The 23,611-nt window shown below is 48.7% G+C and carries 41 protein-coding genes (1 of these 41 only partly in view); 2 read left to right on the forward strand and 39 right to left on the reverse strand.

Features of this window, described 5'->3' with window-relative positions:
- On the forward strand, positions 1-609 hold the 3' portion of the coding sequence (pdaB, locus tag KXU80_RS16305; protein ID WP_219834304.1) for a polysaccharide deacetylase family sporulation protein PdaB. Its footprint begins 192 nt before the window's first position; the window shows 609 of its 801 coding nt (coding positions 193-801); its start codon lies beyond the left edge, outside the window; it ends in the stop codon at positions 607-609.
- 27 nt (positions 610-636) lie between these two features.
- On the opposite strand, the gene KXU80_RS16310 is transcribed toward pdaB, so the two are convergent.
- The gene (locus KXU80_RS16310; RefSeq protein WP_258171036.1) at positions 637-1,263 is read right to left on the reverse strand and encodes a KinB-signaling pathway activation protein; all 627 of its coding nucleotides are present in this window, start codon (positions 1,261-1,263) and stop codon (positions 637-639) included.
- A gap of 245 nt (positions 1,264-1,508) precedes the next feature.
- On the opposite strand from KXU80_RS16310, the gene gerD reads away from it, so the two are divergent.
- A complete protein-coding gene (gene gerD / locus KXU80_RS16315; RefSeq protein ID WP_374987709.1) occupies positions 1,509-2,198 on the forward strand; it encodes a spore germination lipoprotein GerD in 690 nt (229 codons plus the stop codon).
- Between the two features lie 114 nt (positions 2,199-2,312).
- On the opposite strand, the gene KXU80_RS16320 is transcribed toward gerD, so the two are convergent.
- From KXU80_RS16320 to rpsJ, 38 genes are all read right to left on the reverse strand, one after another.
- Complete coding sequence (locus KXU80_RS16320; protein WP_219834306.1) at positions 2,313-3,401, reverse strand: P-loop NTPase; 1,089 nt, start codon at positions 3,399-3,401, stop codon at positions 2,313-2,315.
- Positions 3,402-3,484: 83 nt separating this feature from the next.
- The gene (gene cwlD, locus KXU80_RS16325; protein ID WP_219834307.1) at positions 3,485-4,279 is read right to left on the reverse strand and encodes an N-acetylmuramoyl-L-alanine amidase CwlD; all 795 of its coding nucleotides are present in this window, start codon (positions 4,277-4,279) and stop codon (positions 3,485-3,487) included.
- A gap of 102 nt (positions 4,280-4,381) precedes the next feature.
- Positions 4,382-5,548: a sulfate adenylyltransferase gene (gene sat, locus KXU80_RS16330; RefSeq protein ID WP_219834308.1), complete on the reverse strand. Its 1,167-nt coding sequence runs from the start codon at positions 5,546-5,548 to the stop codon at positions 4,382-4,384.
- 42 nt (positions 5,549-5,590) lie between these two features.
- The gene (locus tag KXU80_RS16335; protein WP_219834309.1) at positions 5,591-6,283 is read right to left on the reverse strand and encodes a phosphoadenylyl-sulfate reductase; all 693 of its coding nucleotides are present in this window, start codon (positions 6,281-6,283) and stop codon (positions 5,591-5,593) included.
- A 148-nt stretch (positions 6,284-6,431) separates the two neighbouring features.
- Positions 6,432-6,824 carry a 30S ribosomal protein S9 gene (rpsI, locus tag KXU80_RS16340; RefSeq protein ID WP_126011507.1) on the reverse strand — a complete coding sequence of 131 codons (393 nt, stop codon included), beginning with the start codon at positions 6,822-6,824 and terminating at the stop codon, positions 6,432-6,434.
- A 19-nt stretch (positions 6,825-6,843) separates the two neighbouring features.
- On the reverse strand, positions 6,844-7,281 hold the full coding sequence (gene rplM, locus KXU80_RS16345; protein ID WP_219834310.1) for a 50S ribosomal protein L13: 438 nt from the start codon (positions 7,279-7,281) through the stop codon (positions 6,844-6,846).
- A gap of 218 nt (positions 7,282-7,499) precedes the next feature.
- Entirely contained in the window at positions 7,500-8,243 is a 744-nt protein-coding gene (gene truA / locus KXU80_RS16350; RefSeq protein ID WP_219834311.1) for a tRNA pseudouridine(38-40) synthase TruA, read from the reverse strand.
- 70 nt (positions 8,244-8,313) lie between these two features.
- Positions 8,314-8,682 (reverse strand): 50S ribosomal protein L17, encoded by a 369-nt coding sequence (gene rplQ / locus KXU80_RS16355; protein ID WP_219834312.1) that lies wholly within the window; start codon positions 8,680-8,682, stop codon positions 8,314-8,316.
- Between the two features lie 48 nt (positions 8,683-8,730).
- Complete coding sequence (locus KXU80_RS16360) at positions 8,731-9,675, reverse strand: DNA-directed RNA polymerase subunit alpha (protein ID WP_219834313.1); 945 nt, start codon at positions 9,673-9,675, stop codon at positions 8,731-8,733.
- A 126-nt stretch (positions 9,676-9,801) separates the two neighbouring features.
- Positions 9,802-10,197, reverse strand: a complete 396-nt coding sequence (gene rpsK / locus KXU80_RS16365; RefSeq protein ID WP_090986296.1) for a 30S ribosomal protein S11 — start codon at positions 10,195-10,197, stop codon at positions 9,802-9,804.
- 18 nt (positions 10,198-10,215) lie between these two features.
- Positions 10,216-10,584: a 30S ribosomal protein S13 gene (gene rpsM / locus KXU80_RS16370; RefSeq protein ID WP_219834314.1), complete on the reverse strand. Its 369-nt coding sequence runs from the start codon at positions 10,582-10,584 to the stop codon at positions 10,216-10,218.
- 16 nt (positions 10,585-10,600) lie between these two features.
- On the reverse strand, positions 10,601-10,714 hold the full coding sequence (rpmJ, locus tag KXU80_RS16375; RefSeq protein WP_003333770.1) for a 50S ribosomal protein L36: 114 nt from the start codon (positions 10,712-10,714) through the stop codon (positions 10,601-10,603).
- 44 nt (positions 10,715-10,758) lie between these two features.
- The gene (gene infA, locus KXU80_RS16380; RefSeq protein ID WP_015847200.1) at positions 10,759-10,974 is read right to left on the reverse strand and encodes a translation initiation factor IF-1; all 216 of its coding nucleotides are present in this window, start codon (positions 10,972-10,974) and stop codon (positions 10,759-10,761) included.
- 2 nt (positions 10,975-10,976) lie between these two features.
- On the reverse strand, positions 10,977-11,258 hold the full coding sequence (locus KXU80_RS16385; RefSeq protein ID WP_219834315.1) for a KOW domain-containing RNA-binding protein: 282 nt from the start codon (positions 11,256-11,258) through the stop codon (positions 10,977-10,979).
- A 6-nt stretch (positions 11,259-11,264) separates the two neighbouring features.
- On the reverse strand, positions 11,265-12,026 hold the full coding sequence (gene map / locus KXU80_RS16390) for a type I methionyl aminopeptidase (protein WP_219834316.1): 762 nt from the start codon (positions 12,024-12,026) through the stop codon (positions 11,265-11,267).
- On the reverse strand, positions 12,023-12,676 hold the full coding sequence (locus KXU80_RS16395; protein ID WP_219834317.1) for an adenylate kinase: 654 nt from the start codon (positions 12,674-12,676) through the stop codon (positions 12,023-12,025). Before KXU80_RS16395 ends, map begins: the two co-directional genes overlap by 4 nt.
- Positions 12,677-12,762: 86 nt before the next feature.
- Positions 12,763-14,064: a preprotein translocase subunit SecY gene (gene secY, locus KXU80_RS16400; protein WP_219834318.1), complete on the reverse strand. Its 1,302-nt coding sequence runs from the start codon at positions 14,062-14,064 to the stop codon at positions 12,763-12,765.
- Entirely contained in the window at positions 14,065-14,505 is a 441-nt protein-coding gene (gene rplO, locus KXU80_RS16405) for a 50S ribosomal protein L15 (protein WP_219834319.1), read from the reverse strand.
- A gap of 117 nt (positions 14,506-14,622) precedes the next feature.
- Entirely contained in the window at positions 14,623-14,808 is a 186-nt protein-coding gene (gene rpmD / locus KXU80_RS16410; RefSeq protein ID WP_219834320.1) for a 50S ribosomal protein L30, read from the reverse strand.
- Between the two features lie 13 nt (positions 14,809-14,821).
- Entirely contained in the window at positions 14,822-15,319 is a 498-nt protein-coding gene (gene rpsE, locus KXU80_RS16415) for a 30S ribosomal protein S5 (protein ID WP_090649107.1), read from the reverse strand.
- Between the two features lie 31 nt (positions 15,320-15,350).
- On the reverse strand, positions 15,351-15,719 hold the full coding sequence (gene rplR / locus KXU80_RS16420) for a 50S ribosomal protein L18 (protein ID WP_219834321.1): 369 nt from the start codon (positions 15,717-15,719) through the stop codon (positions 15,351-15,353).
- A 63-nt stretch (positions 15,720-15,782) separates the two neighbouring features.
- Positions 15,783-16,325 carry a 50S ribosomal protein L6 gene (gene rplF, locus KXU80_RS16425; protein WP_219834322.1) on the reverse strand — a complete coding sequence of 181 codons (543 nt, stop codon included), beginning with the start codon at positions 16,323-16,325 and terminating at the stop codon, positions 15,783-15,785.
- Positions 16,326-16,355: 30 nt separating this feature from the next.
- The gene (gene rpsH / locus KXU80_RS16430) at positions 16,356-16,754 is read right to left on the reverse strand and encodes a 30S ribosomal protein S8 (protein ID WP_219834323.1); all 399 of its coding nucleotides are present in this window, start codon (positions 16,752-16,754) and stop codon (positions 16,356-16,358) included.
- Positions 16,755-16,784: 30 nt separating this feature from the next.
- The gene (locus tag KXU80_RS16435) at positions 16,785-16,970 is read right to left on the reverse strand and encodes a type Z 30S ribosomal protein S14 (RefSeq protein ID WP_090583249.1); all 186 of its coding nucleotides are present in this window, start codon (positions 16,968-16,970) and stop codon (positions 16,785-16,787) included.
- Positions 16,971-16,992: 22 nt separating this feature from the next.
- Entirely contained in the window at positions 16,993-17,535 is a 543-nt protein-coding gene (gene rplE / locus KXU80_RS16440; protein WP_219834324.1) for a 50S ribosomal protein L5, read from the reverse strand.
- A 31-nt stretch (positions 17,536-17,566) separates the two neighbouring features.
- The gene (rplX, locus tag KXU80_RS16445) at positions 17,567-17,920 is read right to left on the reverse strand and encodes a 50S ribosomal protein L24 (RefSeq protein ID WP_219834325.1); all 354 of its coding nucleotides are present in this window, start codon (positions 17,918-17,920) and stop codon (positions 17,567-17,569) included.
- Positions 17,921-17,965: 45 nt separating this feature from the next.
- Positions 17,966-18,334, reverse strand: a complete 369-nt coding sequence (gene rplN / locus KXU80_RS16450; RefSeq protein WP_090583243.1) for a 50S ribosomal protein L14 — start codon at positions 18,332-18,334, stop codon at positions 17,966-17,968.
- Positions 18,335-18,377: 43 nt separating this feature from the next.
- Positions 18,378-18,641: a 30S ribosomal protein S17 gene (gene rpsQ, locus KXU80_RS16455; protein ID WP_219834326.1), complete on the reverse strand. Its 264-nt coding sequence runs from the start codon at positions 18,639-18,641 to the stop codon at positions 18,378-18,380.
- Between the two features lie 48 nt (positions 18,642-18,689).
- Positions 18,690-18,890, reverse strand: coding sequence for a 50S ribosomal protein L29 (gene rpmC / locus KXU80_RS16460; RefSeq protein ID WP_219834327.1), 201 nt, complete (start codon positions 18,888-18,890; stop codon positions 18,690-18,692).
- Positions 18,877-19,314, reverse strand: coding sequence for a 50S ribosomal protein L16 (gene rplP / locus KXU80_RS16465; RefSeq protein WP_219834328.1), 438 nt, complete (start codon positions 19,312-19,314; stop codon positions 18,877-18,879). Before rplP ends, rpmC begins: the two co-directional genes overlap by 14 nt.
- Before the next feature lie 2 nt (positions 19,315-19,316).
- On the reverse strand, positions 19,317-19,979 hold the full coding sequence (gene rpsC, locus KXU80_RS16470; protein WP_219834329.1) for a 30S ribosomal protein S3: 663 nt from the start codon (positions 19,977-19,979) through the stop codon (positions 19,317-19,319).
- A 13-nt stretch (positions 19,980-19,992) separates the two neighbouring features.
- Complete coding sequence (gene rplV / locus KXU80_RS16475; RefSeq protein WP_219834330.1) at positions 19,993-20,328, reverse strand: 50S ribosomal protein L22; 336 nt, start codon at positions 20,326-20,328, stop codon at positions 19,993-19,995.
- Positions 20,329-20,369: 41 nt separating this feature from the next.
- Positions 20,370-20,651: a 30S ribosomal protein S19 gene (rpsS, locus tag KXU80_RS16480; RefSeq protein ID WP_219834331.1), complete on the reverse strand. Its 282-nt coding sequence runs from the start codon at positions 20,649-20,651 to the stop codon at positions 20,370-20,372.
- A gap of 68 nt (positions 20,652-20,719) precedes the next feature.
- Positions 20,720-21,550, reverse strand: a complete 831-nt coding sequence (gene rplB / locus KXU80_RS16485) for a 50S ribosomal protein L2 (protein WP_219834332.1) — start codon at positions 21,548-21,550, stop codon at positions 20,720-20,722.
- 63 nt (positions 21,551-21,613) lie between these two features.
- On the reverse strand, positions 21,614-21,904 hold the full coding sequence (gene rplW / locus KXU80_RS16490) for a 50S ribosomal protein L23 (RefSeq protein WP_161705080.1): 291 nt from the start codon (positions 21,902-21,904) through the stop codon (positions 21,614-21,616).
- Positions 21,904-22,527, reverse strand: a complete 624-nt coding sequence (gene rplD / locus KXU80_RS16495) for a 50S ribosomal protein L4 (RefSeq protein ID WP_219834333.1) — start codon at positions 22,525-22,527, stop codon at positions 21,904-21,906. The genes rplW and rplD overlap by 1 nt, the downstream gene beginning before the upstream one ends.
- Before the next feature lie 25 nt (positions 22,528-22,552).
- Positions 22,553-23,176 carry a 50S ribosomal protein L3 gene (gene rplC / locus KXU80_RS16500; RefSeq protein ID WP_219834334.1) on the reverse strand — a complete coding sequence of 208 codons (624 nt, stop codon included), beginning with the start codon at positions 23,174-23,176 and terminating at the stop codon, positions 22,553-22,555.
- 40 nt (positions 23,177-23,216) lie between these two features.
- A complete protein-coding gene (gene rpsJ / locus KXU80_RS16505; RefSeq protein WP_005544556.1) occupies positions 23,217-23,525 on the reverse strand; it encodes a 30S ribosomal protein S10 in 309 nt (102 codons plus the stop codon).
- Positions 23,526-23,611 lie beyond the last annotated feature (86 nt).

Below are 23,611 nucleotides of genomic sequence, written 5' to 3' on the forward strand. Positions count from 1 at the left end.
TGGGGGGAGAAGCGTACGGAACCGATTTTGGAGGTGCTGAAGCAAAAGGGCGTGAAGAACGTAACCTTCTTCCTCTCTTCTCCTTGGAGTCAAACGCATCCTGATATCGTAAAGAAAATCGTCGATGCCGGTTATGAAATTGGCAGCCATGGGCATAAACACGGGAATTACAGCACCTTCAGCGACGAAGAAATCCGCACCCAAATCGAAACCGCGCAGACGATTTTGACGCAGGTAACAGGTAAGACTCCTTCACTGATTCGGATGCCAAACGGCGATTTTGACAAACGCGTGCTGAAAATCGCCGAGCAAATGAATTATAAAGTTATTCAATGGGACACGGACTCGCTGGATTGGATGAATATCGGCACGGATAAAATCGTCAACCGCGTCGTCACAAAGGCTCATCCTGGGGATATTATTCTAATGCATGCTAGTGACTCTGTGAAGCAAACGCACGAGGCACTCCCCGCCATTATTGATCAGCTGCGAGACAAAGGCTACGAGTTCGTGACCGTTTCTGAACTAATCGCCCAAACCGAACTGCAAGGAAAGACCGTACAGGATAAAACAGCCATGTTTGAACAGCTTGATGCATCGGTAGAATAGTGTTCCTTCTCGACTATCCTGCTGTTCCTATACGACCGGTTTCGCATTTGATGCGGAGCCGGTTGTTTGCTCTTTGCGCAACAATCGATGCAGCCACAGTATCTGGTAAGCATTGCAGACGAACATCGGAATAACCATAAAAGTCATAGCTGTGGCATTGCTATGGAGCGTTTGCCATGCTTCGAGCAGCGTTATGACTATGAGCAGAAACAGGGTAGGAATAAAGGCATTGTTGTTCGTTTGCTTCACCTTTACATAGGCAACTGCCCAAGAAGCCAGCGCCAACGTCAGCGGAAGCACCCAGAACATCCAATTATTATGCAGCGTGTCCCGCTCCTGGTACAGGATATAGCCAACTCCGCCTAGTGCAAAGAGCGATGTATAAGCCTGCAAGGCGTTCCATAGGTAATTTTTGCGGAATACGCTAAGCGCGATGTAATTGAGCGTTAAATAGGAGAAAAAGCCCATTTGGCTGAATGCGCCGAACAGCAGGCCGACAATCAGCATCATGAGTGCGTTAAATCCGGTCGCTTTCATCCCCAAAAAACCAAAGGACGGATCAGCCCATTGCATGACCGTACCCACGATCATTGATACCGCTCCCCCTACGGCCATTGTGCTCCAGAATAAGAAAAACCATTTGCGTAAGTTCACCTTTTGCATCTCCTATAATGTTTTTTCGCGAATACAATGCATTTAAGCTCCCGCTCCCTAAGATAATAAAAACGAAGAAAGCGTCGCTTGTCTTGAAAATTTGGATTATTTTGAGCATGCTTAACCCCCTTCATTTTACCACGTTCGTCATAAAAAGCTACGCCGCGTCCATGATAATCCGATGAACATTGTGCATACTACAACCACAACAATGTCGTTATTTGCAGAAGGGAGACATGGACATCATGCTTAAGCGTTTCGTAAGGATAGGTGCCGCTTTAATTCTTACATCCGTCCTTTCAAGCTGCGGCTCAGAACCATCCAGTGCATCGAATGAACCGATCAGCTACAAAGACATGAAATCAATGGTTATTGACATACTTAAAACAGAGGATGCCCAAAAGGCGCTTCAGGAATCCGCGATGTCTTCAACCGGGAATACCGGATTCAGTTCCAAGCTGCTGTCGGTTCAAGATCAAGAGCAGGTGCGTTTAGCGGTCAAGGAAACACTTGTCGCGCCTGAGTACAACAAAGTCATCGAACGATTAATGACGGACCCCCGTTTCGCGGGCGAATTCGCCAAAGCCGTTAACAAGCAAAATAAACAGATCCACAAGGATCTGCTCAAGGATCCGACCTATCAGAAAGATCTTATTCAAGTCATGAAAAGTCCCGAGATGGATAAAATGATCCTTGAAGTACTGCAGAGTACGCAGTACCGCAAGCAAGTAATGTCCATCATGCAGGAGTCCATGCAAAGCCCGCTTTATCGCTTGGAGATCTTGGATCTTCTAAAGAAAGCCGTTCAAGAAGAGTTAAAGCCGAAGCCGGATGAAAAGATCACGAAAGGAAAGGACAGCGGCGGGGGCGAAGGAGGCGGTCAGGGCGGAGACCAAGGAGACAGCGGAGGAATGGGCGAACAAGGCGGCGGTTAATTATTCCATACGAAACATACCTTAGGCATGAGAAAAGCCAACATCGATCACGCTTGCGTGAGGATGTTGGCTTTCTTTCTTGTTGGTATGATAATCTACGGGGTTAAAGAATCATTAAGCTTCGCATTTCGCAATGACACGATCGGCGATATCCAAATAAATCTTTCCCGTATCAGTGTCTTCCTTGTAGACAGACGGGGCAAAATCCGGCTCGGATATGTGATTGTCGGGTGCGCCCAGCGGAATTTGTGCCATCAGATCAGCATTCAAGGATTCCGCCAGTCTCGCGCCTCCACCCCGGCCGAATACGTATTCGTGCTCGCCGTCCTTGTTGATGTAATACGACATATTCTCGACGATACCGATGATTTCATGCTCAGTCTTGATTGCCATCGCTCCAGCACGCGCTGCTACGAAAGCTGCCGTGGCATGCGGCGTCGTCACGATAATCTCTTTGCTTTGAGGAATCAGCTGATGCACATCAAGCGCCACGTCGCCTGTACCTGGAGGCAGATCTAGCAGAAGATAATCCAATTGGCCCCACTCGATTTCGGCAAAAAAGTTGCGAAGCATCTTGCCAAGCATCGGTCCGCGCCAAACGATGGGTGCATTGTCTTCCACAAAGAAGCCCATGGATATGACGCGCACGCCGAACTTCTCGATCGGAATGACACGCTCGTTGACGACCTCCGGCCGCTCCTCGATTCCCATCATATCTGGTACGCTGAAGCCGTAGATGTCAGCGTCTATAATGCCGACGCGTTTGCCCCTGCGGGCGAGGGCGACTGCGAGATTAACAGTCACCGTGGACTTGCCGACGCCGCCTTTGCCGCTCGCGACGGCAATAAATTGCACGCGGCTCTCCGCACTGAGCAGTGGATGGGCCTCAAGCCCGGCCCCGTGGCCTTTGACTGGGCCTGTAGCGGCGCCGGAGGCACCCCCCGCAGCCGCAGCGCTCTGCGTACCTGTTGGAGCCGTCTCGGCTGCCCGAAACCTGCAGTGCACCGTTTCGGCGCCTGCAGCGGTAAGTGCTTCGCGCAGCGCAGCCTCAATCGCGCGCTCCGCGCTAGCTGCTGCTCCGAGCACTGTAAGCGATACGCCACGGTCTTTCACTACAACATCGCGGAAGGAAATCGCTCCTTCCGCATTATATGGGGCCGCCGCAGTTTCGGCGGCCTTTAAAGCTTCCTCGCGGTTCAACATGGTTGGTCTTCTCTCCTCTTGTCCCTGTATACAAACCGAACTTCCTACATTATAACAAGTCGGAGAGCCTGTTCCAAGCTTGGTCAACTACCGCTCTTCCCGGCATTCGCGCTTCCTTCCGGACGGGAACCCCACTTCTCTCCTGCCGTAAACCTGAGTACGCCTTGGTAAATGGATGCCGCTACCCGCTTCTGATACTCCGAATCAGCCAGTCTCGAGGCTTCTCCCGGATTAGACAAGAAACCCACTTCAACGAGCGCACTCGGCACCTCATTCATCGCCTTCAGCAGGTACACCGTATTTACCGTCGCAGCCAGTCGCTCCGTATTTTCCAAATTGCGCCGGATCTCATCTTGGATTAAGGAAGCAAGTACGGCATTCTCTGGCAGATTCGGATAGAAGAACGTTTGCGCACCCGACCACCGTGGTGAAGGAATACTGTTCATATGAATGCTAAGCAGCAGATTCGCATTCTTTTCCTTGACGAACTCTGCCCGTTTCTGCAAATCCTGCGTCTTTCGCTTGCTCAGCTTCGAAGTCCCTTCCTCTGCCAAATCATTATCTCCTTCGCGCGTCATCACTACAATCGCGCCTGCTTGCTGCAAATAATCCCGAAGCTGCAGCGCGATCGCTAAATTCAGATCCTTCTCCACCAATCCTTGCTTACTGACTGCACCGCCGTCCGCCCCCCCGTGACCAGCATCGATTGCGATGACTTTACCTGACAACGGCAGCGTCCAGTACGTCCATGTTCGCGTTGCAGGAACTTCCTGCGTAAGTAAAATCACGGTAAGCAGCACGGCTGCAATTCCTAATCCGATCCGAACTGCTCCCCGATACGTAATCCAAATGACAAATCGACTCCGGACTCTGCGCATGCAAAAAGCCACCCCATTCTCCATCTGATGAAGGAACGCAGGAGGCTGTCCTGCGCTCTTTAACATCCTATGGGACGAGGTGGCTACTTATGCGAACAGCCCTTAATTTACCGGCTGTTCAGCCATGCCTTCAATAAGAATCTTGGCGACTTCCGGACGCGAAAACTCTGGAGGCGGGCAAACGCCGTCGCGGAGCAGAGCGCGAACTTTCGTACCTGAAAGCGTCAAATGATCTGCTTTGTCATGCGGACATGTTTTGCTCGATGCCATATTGCCGCATTTCGTACAGAAAAAGCTGTGTTCAAAGTAAAGCGGCGTAATGCCCAACTCATCCGCAGTAAATGAACGAAGCAAGTCCTGCGCTTCATACGTACCGTAGTAATCGCCTACACCAGCGTGGTCACGGCCGACAATGAAGTGCGTGCAGCCGTAGTTTTTGCGGACCATCGCATGGAAAATTGCTTCACGCGGACCGGCATAACGCATAGCCGCCGGGAACACGCCGAGGAACGTACGATCCGCAGGGTAGTAATTCTCGAGCAAAGCAATATAGCTCTTCATTCGTACATTGGCAGGCACGTCATCCGACTTCGTCTCGCCAACTAGCGGGTTTAGGAATAGGGCATCCACGATTTCCATCGCGCACTTCTGAATGTATTCATGCGCACGGTGAACCGGATTCCGGGTTTGAAAACCGACAATCGACTTCCAACCTTTCTCTGCAAAGATCCTTCTCGTTTCCGCAGGATCAAAGTAGAACTCATTGAACTTCTCAGGCACCGGCCGATTCAATACGGTAATGGATCCACCGACGTACGTGGAAGGACGGCCGAAGAGCTTCGCGACACCGGGATGTTCAATATCATCCGTTTTAAACACATGAACCGCTTCGACCTTCTGGTCAACGCTAAAGATGCTATCGACGTCAATGACTGCATATACAATACCATCTTCGCCGACAAGCGCAGCGCGCTGACCAGCAGCGAGCTCAGACGCCTTAATTTCTTCAACGGCCAGCGTAATCGGAATACTCCAAACCGTTCCGTCCGCAAGGCGCATACGCTCTACAACAGAACGATAATCTGCTTCGTTCATAAAACCCGTCAATGGCGAAAATGCGCCAACAGCAATTAAATCCAAATCCGAGATGGTCCACGAGTTAACGATGATGGAAGTTAAAGACGCCGCTTCGGCAAGCAGCGAGTCGCGCTCGGCTCCAGTCGCGACTCGATTGATGAGTACGCCGCCATGCGGCTTAATGCTGCTCATTGTATGCAAGTGCCCCCTAAGTTTATTTCGATAACGATTCGTTTATTTATGCAATCCACATTCCGTTTTCTCTTGACCCGACCAACGTCCTGCGCGCGGATCCTCACCCGGCATAACTTGGCGCGTGCAATGCTCGCAACCAATGCTTGGATAGTGGTTGTCATGAAGCGGATTGTAATACACATTATTCTCGCGAATGTAGTTCCACACATCTTCCGAAGTCCAATCAGCAATCGGGTTGAATTTGACCAAACCGAATTTGGTATCGTATTCGATCTTCTTGGCGTTAGCACGGGTAGGAGCTTGATCGCGACGGATACCAGTAATCCAAGCTTCATACTTAGAAAGGATTTGCGTCAGCGGTTGTACTTTGCGAATATCGCAGCATTGATTCGCATTGCTTTTCCACAGTTCCTCTCCATGTGCGGCCGCTTGCTCAGCCGGTGTGATCGCTGGCTTCACTTCCACGAATTTAAGACCGTAGATTTCAGCCATTTTATCGCGCGTCTCATAGGTCTCTTTGAAATGAAAATCCGTATCCAGATAGAAAATGTCGGTATTAGGGCTGATTTTTTGCAGCATATCGACAAGCACTACATCTTCAGCGCCGAAGCTGCACGCAAATGTAATGTTCGGAAACGTTTCGACTGCGAATTTAAGGATTTCTTGCGGCGTTGCGCTCTCCAACTCAACCGCCTTTTCCGTAATCAAAGCTTCCTTCTCAAAAAGGTTCATAGATGATTCCCTCCGTTTACAATATCCAAGTAAATTAATCTACATTAAATTATACGTCCATTAGACATAATGTTCAATGACTGAAATACGCCAATGCAAATAAAAAATGCCTCTGCTGTAGAACAGCAGAGGCATTTGGTCGTATCGATTAACGTTTGGAGAATTGTGGTGCACGACGAGCAGCTTTAAGACCGTATTTCTTACGTTCTTTCATACGTGGGTCACGAGTCAAGAAGCCCGCACGTTTCAAAGCTGGACGGAATTCTGGATCTGCTTTCAACAGAGCACGGGAGATACCGTGACGGATTGCGCCTGCTTGACCGGAAATACCGCCGCCATGCGCAATAACCAGAATATCGTATTTGCTTGCAGTTTCAGTAAGTGCAAGCGGTTGTTTCACGATCAGCTTCAGTGTTTCAAGACCGAAGTACTCATTCAAATCACGTTTGTTAATAATGATTCGTCCTTCACCCGGCACGAGACGTACACGTGCTACAGAGTGTTTACGACGACCGGTTCCATAGTATTGAACTTGTGCCATGAAACTGTCCTCCCTCTATTTACCCGCGAAGTTCGTAAACTTCCGGATTTTGTGCTTGATGTGGGTGTTCTGCGCCGGCATAAACTTTCAGCTTAAGCTTCATTTTGTCGCCAAGACGGTTTTTCGGAAGCATGCCGTAAATAGCTTGCTCCAGAACTTGTTCTGGTTTGTTCTTGATCATGTCTTGCGCTGGAGTCACTTTCAAACCACCAGCGTACATGGAGTGACGGTAGTACATTTTGTTTTGAAGCTTCTTACCCGTCAGGTGAATTTTCTCAGCATTGATGACCACGACGAAATCGCCAGTGTCTACGTGCGGAGTGAATTGTGGTTTGTGCTTGCCGCGGATGATGCTTGCAGCTTCGCTCGCAAGACGGCCAAGAGTTTTGCCTTCTGCGTCAATGACGTACCATTTGCGTTCAACTTCATTTGGCTTGGCCATATAGGTAATGCGCATGGATGATCCTCCTTCTTCATTCAAACAATCGTTCTCATGTATAAAGTTACGTAACCGTTGTATCGGTTACATTGTGTTAATTGTTAAGGTTTCAATGGCCGTTCTTAGTCGGGGCTGTGGGAGAGCCACTAAGAAAGCACAAGTTATATTCTACTACATCAGCCTAGCAAGCGCAAGTTATTTATTGCAAACCGCTCAACATTTGACATGCAGAATACTCACGCTTCGTCGTACTCCACATCCCACAACATGAGACCATGCGCCATAGCGGTTGGACCCGCTGCAGAGCGGTTCCGCGCTTCCAGGATGCGTCCAAAATCAGCTGCACTCAGCTTTCCTTCGCCCACCCAGAACAACGTCCCTACGATAATCCTGACCATGTTATACAGAAATCCGTTTCCTGTAATGAAAATATCCAACTTCCCTTGGCTCTCTACAATGCGAGCATCGAGAATCGTCCGGACATGGGATACTTTCGTAGAGCGCATTGAAGCAAACGAAGTGAAGTCATGCTTGCCGATGACTTGCGCGAGCGCGAGCTTCATCTCGTCGAGCCGTAGTGGCATTGGATAATGGAAGCGGAATTTCCGTTCAAATACATCGCCGAATTTACTCGTATCAATGCCATAGCGGTAGGTCTTGCGTTTCGCGCTGTATGAGGAATGAAACGCCATCGGCACTTCGTCCGCATGCAGAATAACAATGTCATCCGGCAGTCTGGAGTTCAGTGCCAGCGCCCAGCGCTCGGGCGGAATCGGAGAGGAGGTGACGAAGTTAAAATATTGCCGACGTGCGTGTACACCGGCGTCTGTACGGCCTGAAGCCGTGATGCTGATGTCTTCGCCCGTCAGAACCTTCAAGCCGTGTTCAAGCACGTCTTGCACGGTATTTCCAATCGGCTGCGTCTGGAAGCCATGATAAGGGCTTCCATCATAGCTGACAGCCATCCGAATATTTCTCATTCGCGCCTCCCTCACCGCATGCATCCTCAGGCAACAAAAAAAGGTGGCCGCAAGGTCCACCCTTCGTTTGCTACGCGCGATCCACCAGTTCCAAATAAACCATAGGCGCCGCGTCTCCGCGACGAGGTCCTAGCTTCAAGATACGCGTATAACCGCCCGGACGCTCCGAATAACGGGTAGCCAGATCAGAGAACAGTTTTTGAATTGCATCCTGCTCACCTGCTGCAATGGACTCACGGCGAACAAACGCTGCAACTTGACGACGTGCGTGCAAATCACCGCGTTTCGCAAGCGTGATCAGCTTCTCAGCGATTGGACGAAGCTCTTTCGCCTTCGCCTCCGTCGTTTGAATACGCTCATACAAGAACAAGTCAGTGACGAGATCGCGGAACAATGCTTTCCGGGAGCTAGCGTCACGGCTCAATTTAGAATATGCCATCGAAATTCCCCTCCTTAAACCAGTCTTACGACCTTAGTCTGTGCTGCACTATTCTTCCATGCGAAGGCCAAGACCGAGTTCTTCCAGCTTCTCTTGAACTTCTTCCAAAGACTTGCGTCCGAGGTTACGGACTTTCATCATGTCTTCTTCCGTTTTCGTGATCAGCTCTTGAACGGTATTGATTCCTGCACGTTTCAGACAGTTATAAGAACGTACGGAAAGATCGAGTTCTTCGATCGTCATTTCCAGTACTTTCTCTTTCTTGTCTTCTTCTTTTTCAACCATGATCTCAGCATCTTTCGCTTCGTCTGTCAGACCGACAAACAGATCCAAATGCTCAGTCAAAATTTTGGCGCCGAGGCTTACAGCCTCTTCCGGACGAATGCTTCCGTCGGTCCAAACTTCAAGTGTGAGTTTATCGTAGTTCGTCACTTGACCAACACGAGTATTCTCAACCGTGTAGTTAACACGAGTAATCGGTGTGTAGATCGAATCTACTGGAATAACGCCAATTGGCTGATCTTCCCGTTTATTGCGATCTGCTTGCACATAACCGCGTCCGCGATTAGCAAATACCCGCATATGGAGCCGTGCACCGGAGGCCAGCGTCGCGATATGAAGATCTGGGCTTAAAATCTCGACATCGCTGTCTGCGCGAATATCGCCAGCCGTAACGTTGCCATCACCCTCAGCATCAATCTCCAGAACCTTCTCTTCGTCGGAATGGATTTTCAACGAGAGCCCTTTGAGGTTCAGGATGATTTCAGTTACGTCTTCCATCACACCTGGAACCGTCGAGAACTCGTGAAGAACACCGTCGATTTGAACAGAGGTTACAGCTGCGCCGGGCAGCGACGACAATAGGATCCTCCGAAGGGAATTTCCAAGCGTCGCTCCGTATCCGCGTTCAAGCGGTTCAACAACGAAACGCCCGTATGTGCCATCCTCGTTCAGCTCTACGGTTTCGATTTTCGGCTTTTCGATCTCAATCACTAATAGTACCCTCCCTCAAAACGTCGCTCCGTTACCATTATCGCGATTGCAGTCAAATCATGTAGTATGGCAAACCTTCACAACCATTATTCACAAGTTGCAGTAATTTGATACCACAAATTCTGACTATACGCGACGACGTTTAGGCGGGCGGCATCCGTTGTGCGGAACCGGCGTTACGTCTTTGATCAGGTTAACTTCAAGACCAGCTGCTTGCAGCGAGCGGATTGCCGCTTCACGGCCAGCGCCTGGGCCTTTAACCATCACTTCAACTGTTTTCATACCATGTTCCATTGCCGCTTTTGCTGCAGATTCAGCAGCCATTTGAGCTGCGAACGGCGTGCTCTTACGGGAACCTTTAAATCCGAGGTTACCCGAGCTTGCCCAAGAAATCGCATTTCCGTGCGGGTCAGTAATCGTTACGATCGTGTTATTGAATGTCGAGCGGATATGCGCTACGCCAGTATCAATATTTTTACGGTCACGACGTTTTGTACGAACCACTTTCTTTGGTTTTGCCATTTCGGTTATCCCCCCTTATTATTTCTTCTTGTTCGCTACAGTCCGGCGTGGACCTTTACGCGTACGAGCATTTGTTTTCGTCCGTTGACCGCGAACCGGAAGACCACGACGGTGACGAACACCGCGATAGCAGCCGATTTCGATCAGACGTTTGATGTTAAGCGAAATTTCGCGGCGAAGGTCGCCTTCCACTTTAACAGACTTGTCAATTGTTTCGCGAAGTTGGCTGACTTCATCTTCCGTTAGATCGCGAACACGAGTATTCTCGTTAATACCGGTTGTGCTCAAGATTTTATCAGCAGTTGTTCTGCCGATACCGAAGATGTATGTCAGAGCGATGACAACGCGTTTATCACGCGGTAAGTCTACACCAGAAATACGTGCCATGTATCGTTATCCCTCCTTATCCTTGTTTTTGTTTGTGTTTCGGATTTTCACAAATAACCATAACATTGCCTTTGCGGCGAATGACTTTACATTTCTCGCAAATCGGCTTGACCGAAGGTCTAACCTTCATTGTGATTACCTCCCGAATTCTTTCGTCGGCAGACCGCGAACGGGCTACTTCCGATAGGTAATGCGTCCTCTAGATAAATCATAAGGCGACAACTGAATAACGACTTTATCTCCCGTCAGAATACGGATGAAATGCATTCTGAGCTTACCCGATACATGGGCGAGGATCTGATGTCCATTCTCCAGTTCTACCTTGAACATAGCGTTAGGCAATGGTTCGATGACCGTACCTTCGACTTCAATGACATCTTCTTTGGCCAAAGTCAATCTCCTTTCCCTTGCATAGCCTTCTGAATGGCATAACGCAATTTAGCGTTTGTTACACGGCCGGTTTCCCGCATGCTGTCCGTCACTTCATGACTAACGACCGGCTGCATCAGAAGATGCAGTACGTTCTTCTTCTTCGATTGATCGAAGCGACGTTTGTCTCCATCAGCTACAAGGACAAAACGTTCATCCAGCAGCTGAACGATAACGGCGTATGAGCCCTCATCTTTTCCTCGCAGCACCTTTACGACGCGGCCAATCTCCGGCTTATATTCCAAGTGTACTCAACCTGCCTGCTCCCTGGATCGGGTTAAGATTTCACAGCCATCCGCCGTTACAGCCACCGTATGCTCGAAGTGAGCGCACCATGATTGATCCTCGGTGACAACTGTCCAATTATCCGCCAGTGTACGCACATACCGCTCACCGATGTTAACCATCGGTTCAATCGCCAGCACCATTCCTGGCTTCAGACGATGTCCGCGATCAGCTAATCCGTAGTTAGGAATTTGCGGTTCTTCATGAAGATCAGAACCAATCCCATGACCGCAATAATCCCGAACAACCGAGAAGCCGGCAGCTTCGATCACTTGTTGTATCGCATGCGAGACGGTAAACAAGCGAACCTCCGGTTTCACGAGTGCGAGCCCCGCATAAAGTGACTGTTCTGTAATGTCGAGCAGTCGCTGCGCCTCTTCACTGATCCGGCCCACGCCGTAGGTCCATGCCGAATCGCCATGATAACCTTCGTACTGTGCACCAATATCAATACTGATAATGTCGCCATCATTCAGAATTCGCGATCCCGGTATACCGTGTACCAGCTCATTGTTCACAGAAGCGCAAATGCTGGCAGGAAAATCATTGTACCCTTTAAAAGAAGGTGTTGCATGCTGGCTGCGAATGTAGGTTTCAGCAATATCGTCCAATTCCTTAGTCGTCACGCCCGGTCGAACCGCTGCTTTAAGCAAACGATGCGTGTCCGCTACAATGCGTCCAGCTTCTCTCATATATTGCAATTCCGCTTCGGATTTGCATATGATCATTCCGCAGATCCCCGTAGGCAGCTTACGATGTCCGCTGTAACTTCATCGATTTCTTTCTCGCCGTCTACCTCGCACAAAACCGCTTTGCTTGTGTAGTAATCGAGCAATGGAGCCGTTTTGGAGATGTATTCGTCAAGACGCGTGCCTACTTTCGCTTCCGTATCGTCTGACCGCTGATACAGCTCGCCGCCGCATTTATCACAAACGCCCTCTAGCTTAGGCGGGTTGAACATGACGTGGTAAGTGGAGCCGCATGATTTACAAATGCGGCGACCGGTCAGACGCGCAAGCAGCAGACCGCGGTCAACCTTCAAGTTAACAACGTGATCGATACTGCGTCCCATTTCAGCCAACATTCCATCCAGTGCTTCTGCTTGCTGCAGCGTGCGCGGAAAACCATCGAGCAGGAAGCCGCCGTTGCAATCCTCAAGCTGAAGGCGTTCACGAACGATGCCGTTCGTGATTTCATCGGGAACAAGAAGACCTTGATCTACGAATTCTTTCGCCTTCAAACCAAGTGCTGTGCCTTGCTTCATTGCCAAACGGAAAGCGTCGCCCGTCGAAATGTGCGGAACTTTGAAAGTATCCACAATACGTTCCGCCTGCGTGCCTTTTCCGGCTCCTGGTGGGCCCATGAATAAGATGTTCATTAGCGTGTTCCTCGCTTTAAACATAATAGGCTCGGCCGGGTTCCGCCACCTGCAAGATGCTCGGAATCCCGCTTTCGAACCTATTGTTATTTATTGATAAACCCTTTGTAGTGGCGTTTAATCAGCTGCGTTTCGATCTGCTTCATCGTATCCAGTCCAACACCGATTACAATGAGCAGCGAAGTGCCGCCCAACTGCACATCACGTGGCAAACCAGCAAGCGATCCGAAAAGCACCGGCAGGATCGAGATAACCGATAGGAAAATCGCTCCGCTGAGTGTGATCCGCGACATGACGCGTGTAATGTAAGAAGAGGTCGGTTTGCCTGGGCGAACACCCGGGATGTAACCGCCATTCTTCTTCATTTGATCAGCCATCTGCACCGGATTGATTTGCACGAACGTGTAGAAGAATGTGAACGCAACAATCAAAATCACGTAGAGGACCATGCCAAGTGGCTTGTCGTACCACAAATGTTCTTGAGTCCATCGCGCCCATGAGTGAGTCGACCAGAAATTCGCAATCGTAATCGGAAAGGTCAGCAGCGATACCGCGAAGATGACCGGGATAACGCCTGCTCCGTTTACTTTCAGCGGAATGTGAGTCGATTGACCACCGTACATTTTCCGACCAACGACGCGTTTAGCGTACTGGACCGGAATTTTGCGAATCCCCTGTTGAACGAATATGACGCCAACAATGATCGCGATGATTGCTATCACGATAGCAACCACCTTCACGATACCAAGGAAAAGCGCATCGCCCGCATCAACAAATTCTTGCGAGTAGATCGAACGAATGTGAGCTGGAATTCTTGCTACGATACCGGCAAAGATCAGGATCGAAATCCCGTTGCCGATGCCTCTCTCCGTGATTTGCTCACCGAGCCACATGAGGAAGGCAGTTCCTGCGGTAAGAATTATCGCAATCATGATATAATCCGTTACCGTTGCACCAGGAATCATATCGTACGAATATTGCCGGTTAAACCCGATTGCCGTACCGAAGCCTTGGACCAACCCAAGAATAATCGTGCCGTAACGGGTGATCTGCGCAAGTTTACGTTTTCCGTTCTCGCCTTCCTTCGCCCATTCGGCGAATTTCGGGATAACGTCCATCGACAGCAGCTGTACGATGATAGATGAGGTGATGTAGGGCATGATCCCAATCGCAAAGATTGAGAACTGAAACAGCGCCCCACCTGAAAACGTATTAAGCAAACCAAACAATTCAGAACCGGCCTGGTTTGTCTGTGTGAAAACATCTTTGTTGACTCCTGGAACCGGGATAAAGGACCCGATCCGGTAAACCAATAAGATGAACAGGGTAAACAGGATCCGCTTGCGAAGATCTTCCACTTTCCAAATGTTGGACACGGTCTTGAACAATTAGATCACCTCGGTTTTACCGCCGGCAGCCTGGATTTTCTCTACCGCAGATTGAGAGAACTTGCTTGCTTTTACCGTAAGTTGAACCGTGATTTCGCCGTTGCCCAAAACTTTAATACCGCTTTGTGGGTTTTTGACGATACCTTGCTCCATCAACAGCTCAGGTGTTACCTCTGTGCCAGCTGCGAAGCTGTTCAACTCATCGATGTTCACAATCGCATACTCTTTACGGAACGGGTTGTTAAAGCCGCGCTTAGGCAAACGACGGTACAATGGATTTTGACCGCCCTCGAATCCTGGGCGAACGCCGCCGCCGGAACGAGCATTTTGACCTTTGTGACCGCGACCTGAAGTCTTGCCGTTGCCGCTACCGATACCGCGGCCAACGCGGAAGCCCTCTTTACGGGAACCCGGTGCTGGTTTGAGATCATGCAATTTCATCGTACGTTGCACCTCCTTAAAGTTTGCGTTACCTTCTGTCGAGCTTGCTTGATGTCAGCAAACTCATCGGGAAAGCACACTGATTCTTCATTCATTACTTCCGCCCTGAATGGCGATTTATGCTTGTACTTCTTCAACTTTAACCAAGTGGCTGACACTTGTGATCATGCCGCGGATAGCCGGGCTGTCGCTGTGGACAACCGATTGACGAATTTTGCGAAGACCAAGCGTAGCAACAGTCGCACGCTGCTTCTCGTTGCGACCAATCAGGCTGCGAACGAGGGTGATTTGCAATTTTGCCATCGTATTCTCCTCCTTAGCCCAAAAGCTCTTTTACAGTTTTTCCACGAAGTTTAGCAACGTCTTCGGCACGTTTCAGACGGGAAAGTCCTTCAAGTGTCGCGTTAACCATATTCATGGAGTTCGAAGAGCCAAGCGATTTAGTCAGAATGTCACCCACACCAGCAAGCTCAAGAACTGCGCGAACAGGTCCGCCTGCGATTACTCCAGTACCTTCGGAAGCTGGTTTAAGCAATACACGGCCAGCGCCGAAATGTCCAAGTACTTGATGTGGAATTGTCGTTTTTACGAGTGGAACATGGATCAGGTTCTTCTTAGCATCTTCAATACCTTTGCGAATCGCATCTGGTACTTCGCCAGCTTTACCGATCCCTGCGCCAACGTATCCTTTACCGTCGCCTACAACTACCAGCGCGCTGAAGCTAAAACGGCGTCCGCCTTTTACTACTTTAGCTACGCGGTTGATTTGAACTACCTTCTCAGTTAGTTCCAACGAGTTTGGATCAATACGCAAGTCGATTTACCTCCTTCATAAGTATTATCGATTAGAATTCAAGGCCTGCTTCGCGAGCTGCATCGGCCAATGCTTGAATTCTTCCGTGGTACAAGTATCCTCCGCGGTCAAATACGATTTTGTCTACGCCTTTCGCTTTCGCGCGAGCTGCGATGACTTCACCGATTTTACGAGCAGCTTCAATGTTGCCGCCGTTGCTGAACTGTTCTGCGACTTCTTTATCTACAGTCGATGCAGATGCAACCGTTACGCCTAGAACATCATCAATCAGTTGTGCATAGATGTGCTTGGAGGAACGGAATACAGAGAGACGCGGACGCTGCGTAGTTCCGTTGATTTTCTTACGAACACGCAGGTGACGTTTGTGACGTGCTTTGTTTTTATCGCTTTTTGTAATCATTCATTGTACACTCCTTTCTTTCTGTCTTACGATGCTATACCGTTAAGCGGCCCGATGGGCTGCTTATTTCTTCTTACCAGCTTTACCTTCTTTACGAAGGATACGCTCGCCTTCATACTTGATCCCTTTACCTTTATACGGCTCAGGTTCGCGTACGGAGCGGATCTTCGCAGCAGTTGCACCAACGAGTTCTTTGTCGATGCCTTTAACGATGATTTTCGTATTCGAAGGAACTTCGAATTCGATGCCGCTCTCAGGCGTGATTTCAACTGGGTGAGAGTAACCAACGTTAAGTACGATTTTCTCGCCAGTTTTGTTTGCGCGGTAACCAACGCCTACAAGCTCAAGGTTTTTTGCAAAACCTTCAGTTACACCGCTAACCATGTTAGCGATGACGCTGCGAGTTGTACCGTGCAGGGAGCGGTGAAGTTTATTGTCAGAAGGACGCTCAATTGTAATCACGCTGTCCGCTACAACCACTTTCATATCCTTGTGGATGCCGCGGCTTAGTGTACCCTTAGGTCCTTTAACTGTGATGAAGCTGTTGTCCAAGTCGATGTTAACGCCAGCAGGCACTTGGATCGGTTTACGGCCAATACGAGACATTGTTACACCTCCAATCGTTGTGACGGTTAATTACCAAACGTAGCAGACTACTTCGCCGCCGGATTTCTGTTGGCGAGCTTCTTTATCAGTCATAATGCCTTGTGACGTGGAAATGATAGCCATTCCCAGGCCGCCAAGCACGCGAGGCACTTCAGTGCTCTTCGTGTAAACGCGCAGACCCGGTTTGCTGATGCGTTTCAGCCCCGTAATTACACGCTCTTGGTTCGGGCCGTATTTCAAGAAAATACGGATCATCCCTTGTTTGTTATCTTCGATATACTCGGCATCGCGGATAAAGCCCTCGCGTTTCAAAATTTCAGCGATTTGCTTCTTTACTTTCGAAGCAGGCATTTCTACGGTCTCATGACGCACAACGTTAGCGTTGCGAATGCGTGTAAGCATATCTGCGATCGGATCAGACATAACCATTGTGTAAACCTCCTTCCCGAACTAGGCTGATTACCAGCTTGCTTTTTTAACGCCAGGTATCTGGCCTTTGTATGCTAATTCACGGAAACAAATCCGGCAAATTTTGAACTTTTGCAAAACGGAATGCGGACGACCGCAACGTTCGCAGCGTGTATAAGCCTGCACTTTGAATTTAGGAGCACGTTGCTGCTTTACCTTCATCGAAGTTTTTGCCACTTGGTATTACACCTCCTGTGGATTACTTCGTAAACGGCATGCCCAATTGGGTCAGCAGTTCACGAGCTTCTTCGTCCGATTTTGCCGTCGTGACGATGACGACGTCCATACCACGCACTTTATCCACTTTATCGTACTCGATCTCCGGGAAGATCAATTGCTCTTTCAAGCCGAGTGTGTAGTTACCACGACCGTCGAACGCTTTGTTCGAAACGCCGCGGAAGTCGCGTACGCGTGGAAGAGTGACGTTGAACAGTTTATCAAGGAAGTAGTACATACGCTCGCCGCGCAGTGTTACTTTAACCCCGATAGGCATATTCTCGCGAAGTTTGAAACCAGCGATCGATTTTTTGGAGCGAGTTACAACCGGTTTTTGACCAGAAATCAGACGCATATCTTCAACAGCAGTATCGAGTACTTTGGAGTTGGAAACAGCTTCACCAACACCCATGTTGATTACGACTTTCTCGATTTTCGGTACTTGCATAACCGATGTATAGTTGAACTTCTGCATCAGAGCAGGAGTGATTTCATTCAGGAAACGATCTTTCATTCTTGCTGCCATCTAACGTGAACCTCCTTTCCGTATCGGTCAATTAATCAATTACCTCGCCGGATTTCTTAGCGATCCGGACTTTTTTGCCGTTATCCAGCACTTTGTATCCGATACGCGTTACTTTACCGCTCTTCGGATCGATGTGCATAACGTTAGAAACGTGAATCGCCGCTTCTTGCTCAATAATGCCGCCTTGCGGATTAGTTTGCGAAGGACGAGTATGTTTCTTCACCATATTGACGCCTTCAATCAGAACGCGGTTTTGACGCGGATACGCAGCAATAACGCGGCCTTTTTTGCCTTTGTCTTTGCCTGTGATGACCATAACCGTGTCATCTTTCTTCACGTGCAATTTATTGTTATGAGATTCCAACACTTTTTTCAACCGTGGCATGAGTTACACCTCCTGCGTGCTTGCGCCGAATGCGCAAAGTACTTTTTAGATAACTTCCGGAGCAAGCGATACGATTTTCATGAAGTCACGGTCGCGAAGTTCACGAGCAACTGGTCCGAAAATACGTGTGCCGCGCGGGCTTTTGTCTTCTTTTACGATAACAGCTGCATTTTCATCAAATGCGATGTAAGAACCGTCTTTACGGCGAACCGCACGTTTCGTACGAACGATAACCGCTTTTACTACATCACCTTTTTTGACAACGCCACCAGGTGTTGCTTGTTTTACGGAGCAAACGATCAAATCGCCGATATGGCCAACACGACGTCCAGTACCACCGAGCACACGAATGCACATCAGTTCTTTCGCGCCAGAGTTGTCAGCAACAGCTAAACGTGTAAATGGTTGAATCATTTCAACGTCCTCCTTTCGAGAAAATGCTTATCAATAAGCATTCTTACAAAATAACAGCAGATTCAACGATTTCGACCAGGCGGAACCGTTTGTCTTTCGATAACGGGCGTGTTTCCATAACTTTAACAATGTCGCCGATTTTGGCTGTATTGTTTTCGTCATGAGCCTTGAATTTTTTCGTATATTTAATACGTTTGTGGTACAGTTCGTGCTTTTTGTACGTTTCAATCGCAACTACGATTGTTTTGTCCATTTTGTCGCTCACGACTTTACCGATTTGAACTTTGCGGGCATTACGTTCGCTCATGTTCATCCTCCTTCCACACATTCGTTATTCGTCACGGACGATCGCAGACTAGCTGCTAATTCCGAGTTCTCTTTCACGAAGAACGGTTTTGGCACGAGCTATATCCTTACGAACATCACGGATACGAGTTGGGTTTTCCAGTTGGCCGGTAGCCAATTGAAAACGAAGGTTGAATAGCTCTTCTTTGAATCCAGCGACTTTTTGTTCGAGTTCAACAGAGGTAAGGTTGCGGAAATCAGTTGCTTTCATTTGCTTCACCACCCACTTCTTCGCGTTTCACGAACTTCGTTTTAACTGGCAGTTTGTGTGCTGCAAGACGCATTGCTTCACGAGCGATCTCTTCAGATACGCCAGCAAGCTCGAACATGATTTTGCCCGGTTTAACGACTGCAACCCATTTCTCAACGTTACCTTTACCGCTACCCATCCGAACTTCAAGAGGCTTTTGAGTAATTGGCTTCGCTGGGAATATCTTAATCCAAACTTTACCACCACGTTTAATGTAACGAGTCATCGCGATACGCGCTGCTTCGATCTGACGGTTTGTGATCCACGAAGGCTCAAGTGCTTGCAAACCGTATTCGCCAAAAGCTACCTCAGTACCGCCTTTAGCGTTACCTTTCATATGACCACGTTGTTGCTTACGATGTTTGACACGTTTTGGGACCAACATGATTAGTTGCCTCCTTCCTGTGGAGCTTTCTTCTTAGTCGGAAGGATTTCGCCGCGATAGATCCATACTTTAACGCCAATACGGCCGTAAGTAGTATGCGCTTCTGCTGTTCCATAGTCGATATCCGCACGTAGCGTATGAAGAGGAACAGTTCCTTCGCTATAGCCTTCCTGACGAGCAATCTCAGCGCCGCCCAAACGACCGCTAACGGCTGTTTTGATGCCTTTCGCGCCCGAACGGATTGTACGTTGGATGGATTGCTTCATTGCACGACGGAACGAAATCCGACGTTCAAGTTGTTGTGCAATGCTTTCAGCAACGAGGATGGCATCCAGTTCTGGATGTTTAATCTCGGAGATGTTGATATGCACTTTTTTGCCTTTAGCGATCTTGGAAAGTTCGGAACGAAGGTTTTCAACCTCGGAGCCGCCTTTACCAATAACCATACCAGGCTTAGCTGTATGGATCGTAACGTTAACACGGTTTGCTGCACGTTCGATTTCGAACTTGGAAACAGCCGCATCTTTCAACTTGTTTTTAAGGTGCTCACGGATCTTAACATCTTCCATAAGCAAGTCGCCGAAGTCTTTACCTGCGTACCATTTGGATTCCCAATCACGGATAACTCCGATACGCAAACCGACCGGGTTTACTTTTTGTCCCACACGTTGTCCCTCCTTATTTTTCGGATACCACCAAAGTGATGTGGCTGGTTCTTTTATTAATCCGGCTAGCGCGACCCATAGCGCGCGGGCGGAAACGTTTCATAGTCGGACCTTGGTTTACAAACACTTGTGTTACCACCAGTTTGTTCACGTCCAATTGGAAGTTGTGCTCCGCATTTGCGATTGCGGAATTCAGCAGCTTCTCAACGATTGGAGAAGCGGATTTCGGCGTGTGACGCAGAATCGCGATCGCTTCGCCTACTTGCTTACCGCGAATCAAGTCCACAACCAGCTTCGCTTTGCGGGGAGCAATGCGAACGTGGTTTGCGTATGCTTTAGCTTCTGACATGGATGAACCTCCTCTCGATCTTTATCCTGCTATTTCAGCGATTAACGGCGACCTGTTTTCTTGTCGTCATTACCGTGACCTTTGTACGAACGTGTTGGCGCGAACTCACCGAGTTTGTGTCCAACCATATCTTCCGTTACATAGACCGGCACGTGTTTGCGACCGTCATAAACAGCGAAAGTGTGTCCGATGAATTGCGGGAAAATAGTTGAGCGGCGCGACCATGTCTTAACAACCGTTTTCTTGCTGGCCTCGTTCAATACTTCAACTTTCTTGAGCAGGTATCCGTCGATAAACGGTCCCTTTTTCAAACTGCGACCCATAGATGATCCTCCCTTCACACGAGCGTTACGCGACGCAGCGCGTCACGCGGATGACGCCAAGGCGTCTATTATTTCGTGCGACGACGCACGATGTATTGGCTCGAAGCCTTTTTCTTTTTGCGTGTTTTGAATCCGAGTGTAGGTTTGCCCCATGGAGACATCGGAGATTTACGTCCGATAGGTGCACGACCTTCACCACCACCGTGTGGGTGATCATTCGGGTTCATGACGACACCGCGGACTTCAGGGCGCTTGCCCATCCAACGGGAACGGCCGGCTTTACCGATTTTCACGAGTTCGTGATCTTCGTTACCAACAGAACCGATTGTTGCACGGCATTTTTTCAGAATACGACGAACCTCGCCAGACGTCAAGCGAATCGTTACGTATTGCTCTTCTTTACCAAGCAGTTGAGCATCCGTACCAGCAGCACGAACCAATTGTCCGCCTTTACCAGGTTTCAGCTCGATGTTGTGGATAACTGTACCGACCGGGATGTTCTCGAGCGGCAAAGCGTTGCCGATCTTGATATCCGAATCCGGACCAGAAACGATTTTGTCTCCAACTTTAAGTCCCTTTGGAGCGATGATGTAAGCTTTCTCTCCGTCCACATAGTGGATAAGCGCGATGTTAGAGGTACGGTTCGGATCGTATTCGATCGACGCTACGTTACCAATAATACCGTCCTTGTTACGTTTGAAGTCGATGATCCGGTATTTACGTTTATGCCCGCCACCATGATGACGAACCGTAATTTTACCTTGATTATTACGACCAGCTTTTTTGAAAAGCGGCGCAAGTAGCGATTTCTCCGGTGTGCTTGCTGTGATCTCTTCAAATGTCGAGACAGACATTGCACGGCGTGCAGGAGAAGTCGGTTTATACTTCTTAATTGGCACTTCGATTCCCTCCTTAACCAATGTCTAGTCTAACTACGCGTTAGCCTGCAGCTACTACGTTAATTAAACTGTTTCAAAAAACTCTAGCTCGTTGCTGTCAGCGCTCAATTGAACGATGGCTTTTTTCCACTCGGATGTATATCCGCTGTGTTTGCCGTAACGTTTTGGTTTCGCTGGCATGCGAAGCGTATTTACGCTTGTTACTTTAACTTTAAAAATGTTTTGGATCGCGAGTTTGATCTCTGTTTTGTTTGCACGAAGATCAACTTCAAATACATAGCGTTTGTTAGCCATGAATTCGCTCGTTTGTTCTGTAATGATTGGGCGCTTGATAATATCGCGAGGATTTTTCATTACGCAAGCACCTCCTGTACTTTTTCAACTGCTTCTTTCGTGATAATCAGCTTGTCGTATTTCATAACATCGAGAACATTGATGCCATCGGCTGCAACGAACTTCACGTTAGGAAGGTTACGAGCTGAGAGTGCTACATTATCTTCATAGTTCGCTGTAACGATCAGTGCTTTGCGAGCCACTTTCAGGTTGTTCAGAATCGCTGCGAATTCTTTTGTCTTCGGTTGCGCGAACGCCAGTTGATCAAGAACGATAATCTCATTATCAACCACTTTAGAAGACAGTGCAGATTTGATCGCCAAACGACGAACTTTCTTAGGAAGTTTGAAGCTATAGCTGCGAGGTGTTGGTCCAAAAACCGTACCGCCGCCTACCCATTGCGGGGAGCGAATGCTACCTTGACGTGCGCGGCCTGTACCTTTTTGTTTCCAAGGTTTACGACCACCGCCGCGTACTTCGGAGCGACCTTTTGTTTTATGCGTGCCTCTGCGTTCAGAAGCTTGCTGAAGCAAAACTGCGCTGTGCAGTACGTGAACGTTAGGTTCAATTCCGAATACGGATTCGGACAATTCAACTTCACCCACCTGTGAGCCGTTCACGCTATAAAGAGCTACTTTCGGCATTTCATGTTCCTCCTTTCTTTAACGATTATTTCTTCACCGTAGATTTAACTTTAACAAAGCTATTTTTAGGACCTGGGATGGAGCCTTTAACGAGCAGTACATTACGTTCTACATCAACGCGTACGATTTCAAGGTTTTGAATCGTAACGGTTTCGTTACCCATATGTCCTGGAAGGTGTTTACCTTTCGGTACGCGGTTCGCTTGGATGGAACCCATCGAACCTGGTCCACGGTGGTAACGCGAGCCGTGCGCCATAGGACCGCGGCTTTGGTTCCAACGTTGAATCGTACCTGTGAAACCCTTACCTTTCGATGTTGCAGTTACGTCAACGAATTCGCCAGCTGTGAATAGGTCAGCCTTAAGCTCTTGGCCAACTTCATATTCCCCGATCGTAATGCCGCGGAATTCACGAATGTAGCGCTTAGGAGCCGTTTCGGCTTTTTTTGCGTGGCCGATTTCCGGTTTAATCGCTCTGCTTTCTTTCTTATCAGAGAAACCCACTTGAATGGATACATATCCATCATTCTCTTGGTCTTTCTTCTGCAAAACAACACAAGGACCTGCTTCGATGACCGTTACCGGTACTACGTTACCTTCAGCAGTAAACACTTGCGTCATCCCTAGTTTTTTACCTAAGATACCTTTCATGTTGACACCTCATTCCCTTTCCATTTTCAAATATACAGAACTACAATTTGATTTCGATATCTACACCGGATGGCAGGTCAAGACGCATCAATGCATCAACCGTTTGCGGCGTTGGGTTAACAATGTCGATCAAGCGCTTGTGTGTGCGCATTTCGAATTGTTCCCTAGAATCCTTGTACTTGTGTACCGCACGCAGAATGGTGATGATTTGCTTCTCAGTTGGAAGCGGAATCGGCCCAGACACGCCTGCACCGGAACGTTTCGCAGTTTCAACAATTTTCTCTGCGGATTGATCCAGAATTCTATGATCGTATGCTTTCAAGCGAATACGAATCTTTTGCTTAGCCATATAAGTCCCTCCTTCTATCGCCCAATTTAGTATCGGACATACTCCGTGGGAAAACCCGACACGCCCCTCATGGCAAAGGAGCCGTG

It is taken from the genome of Paenibacillus sp. R14(2021), assembly GCF_019431355.1.
GTDB lineage: Bacteria > Bacillota > Bacilli > Paenibacillales > Paenibacillaceae > Paenibacillus_Z.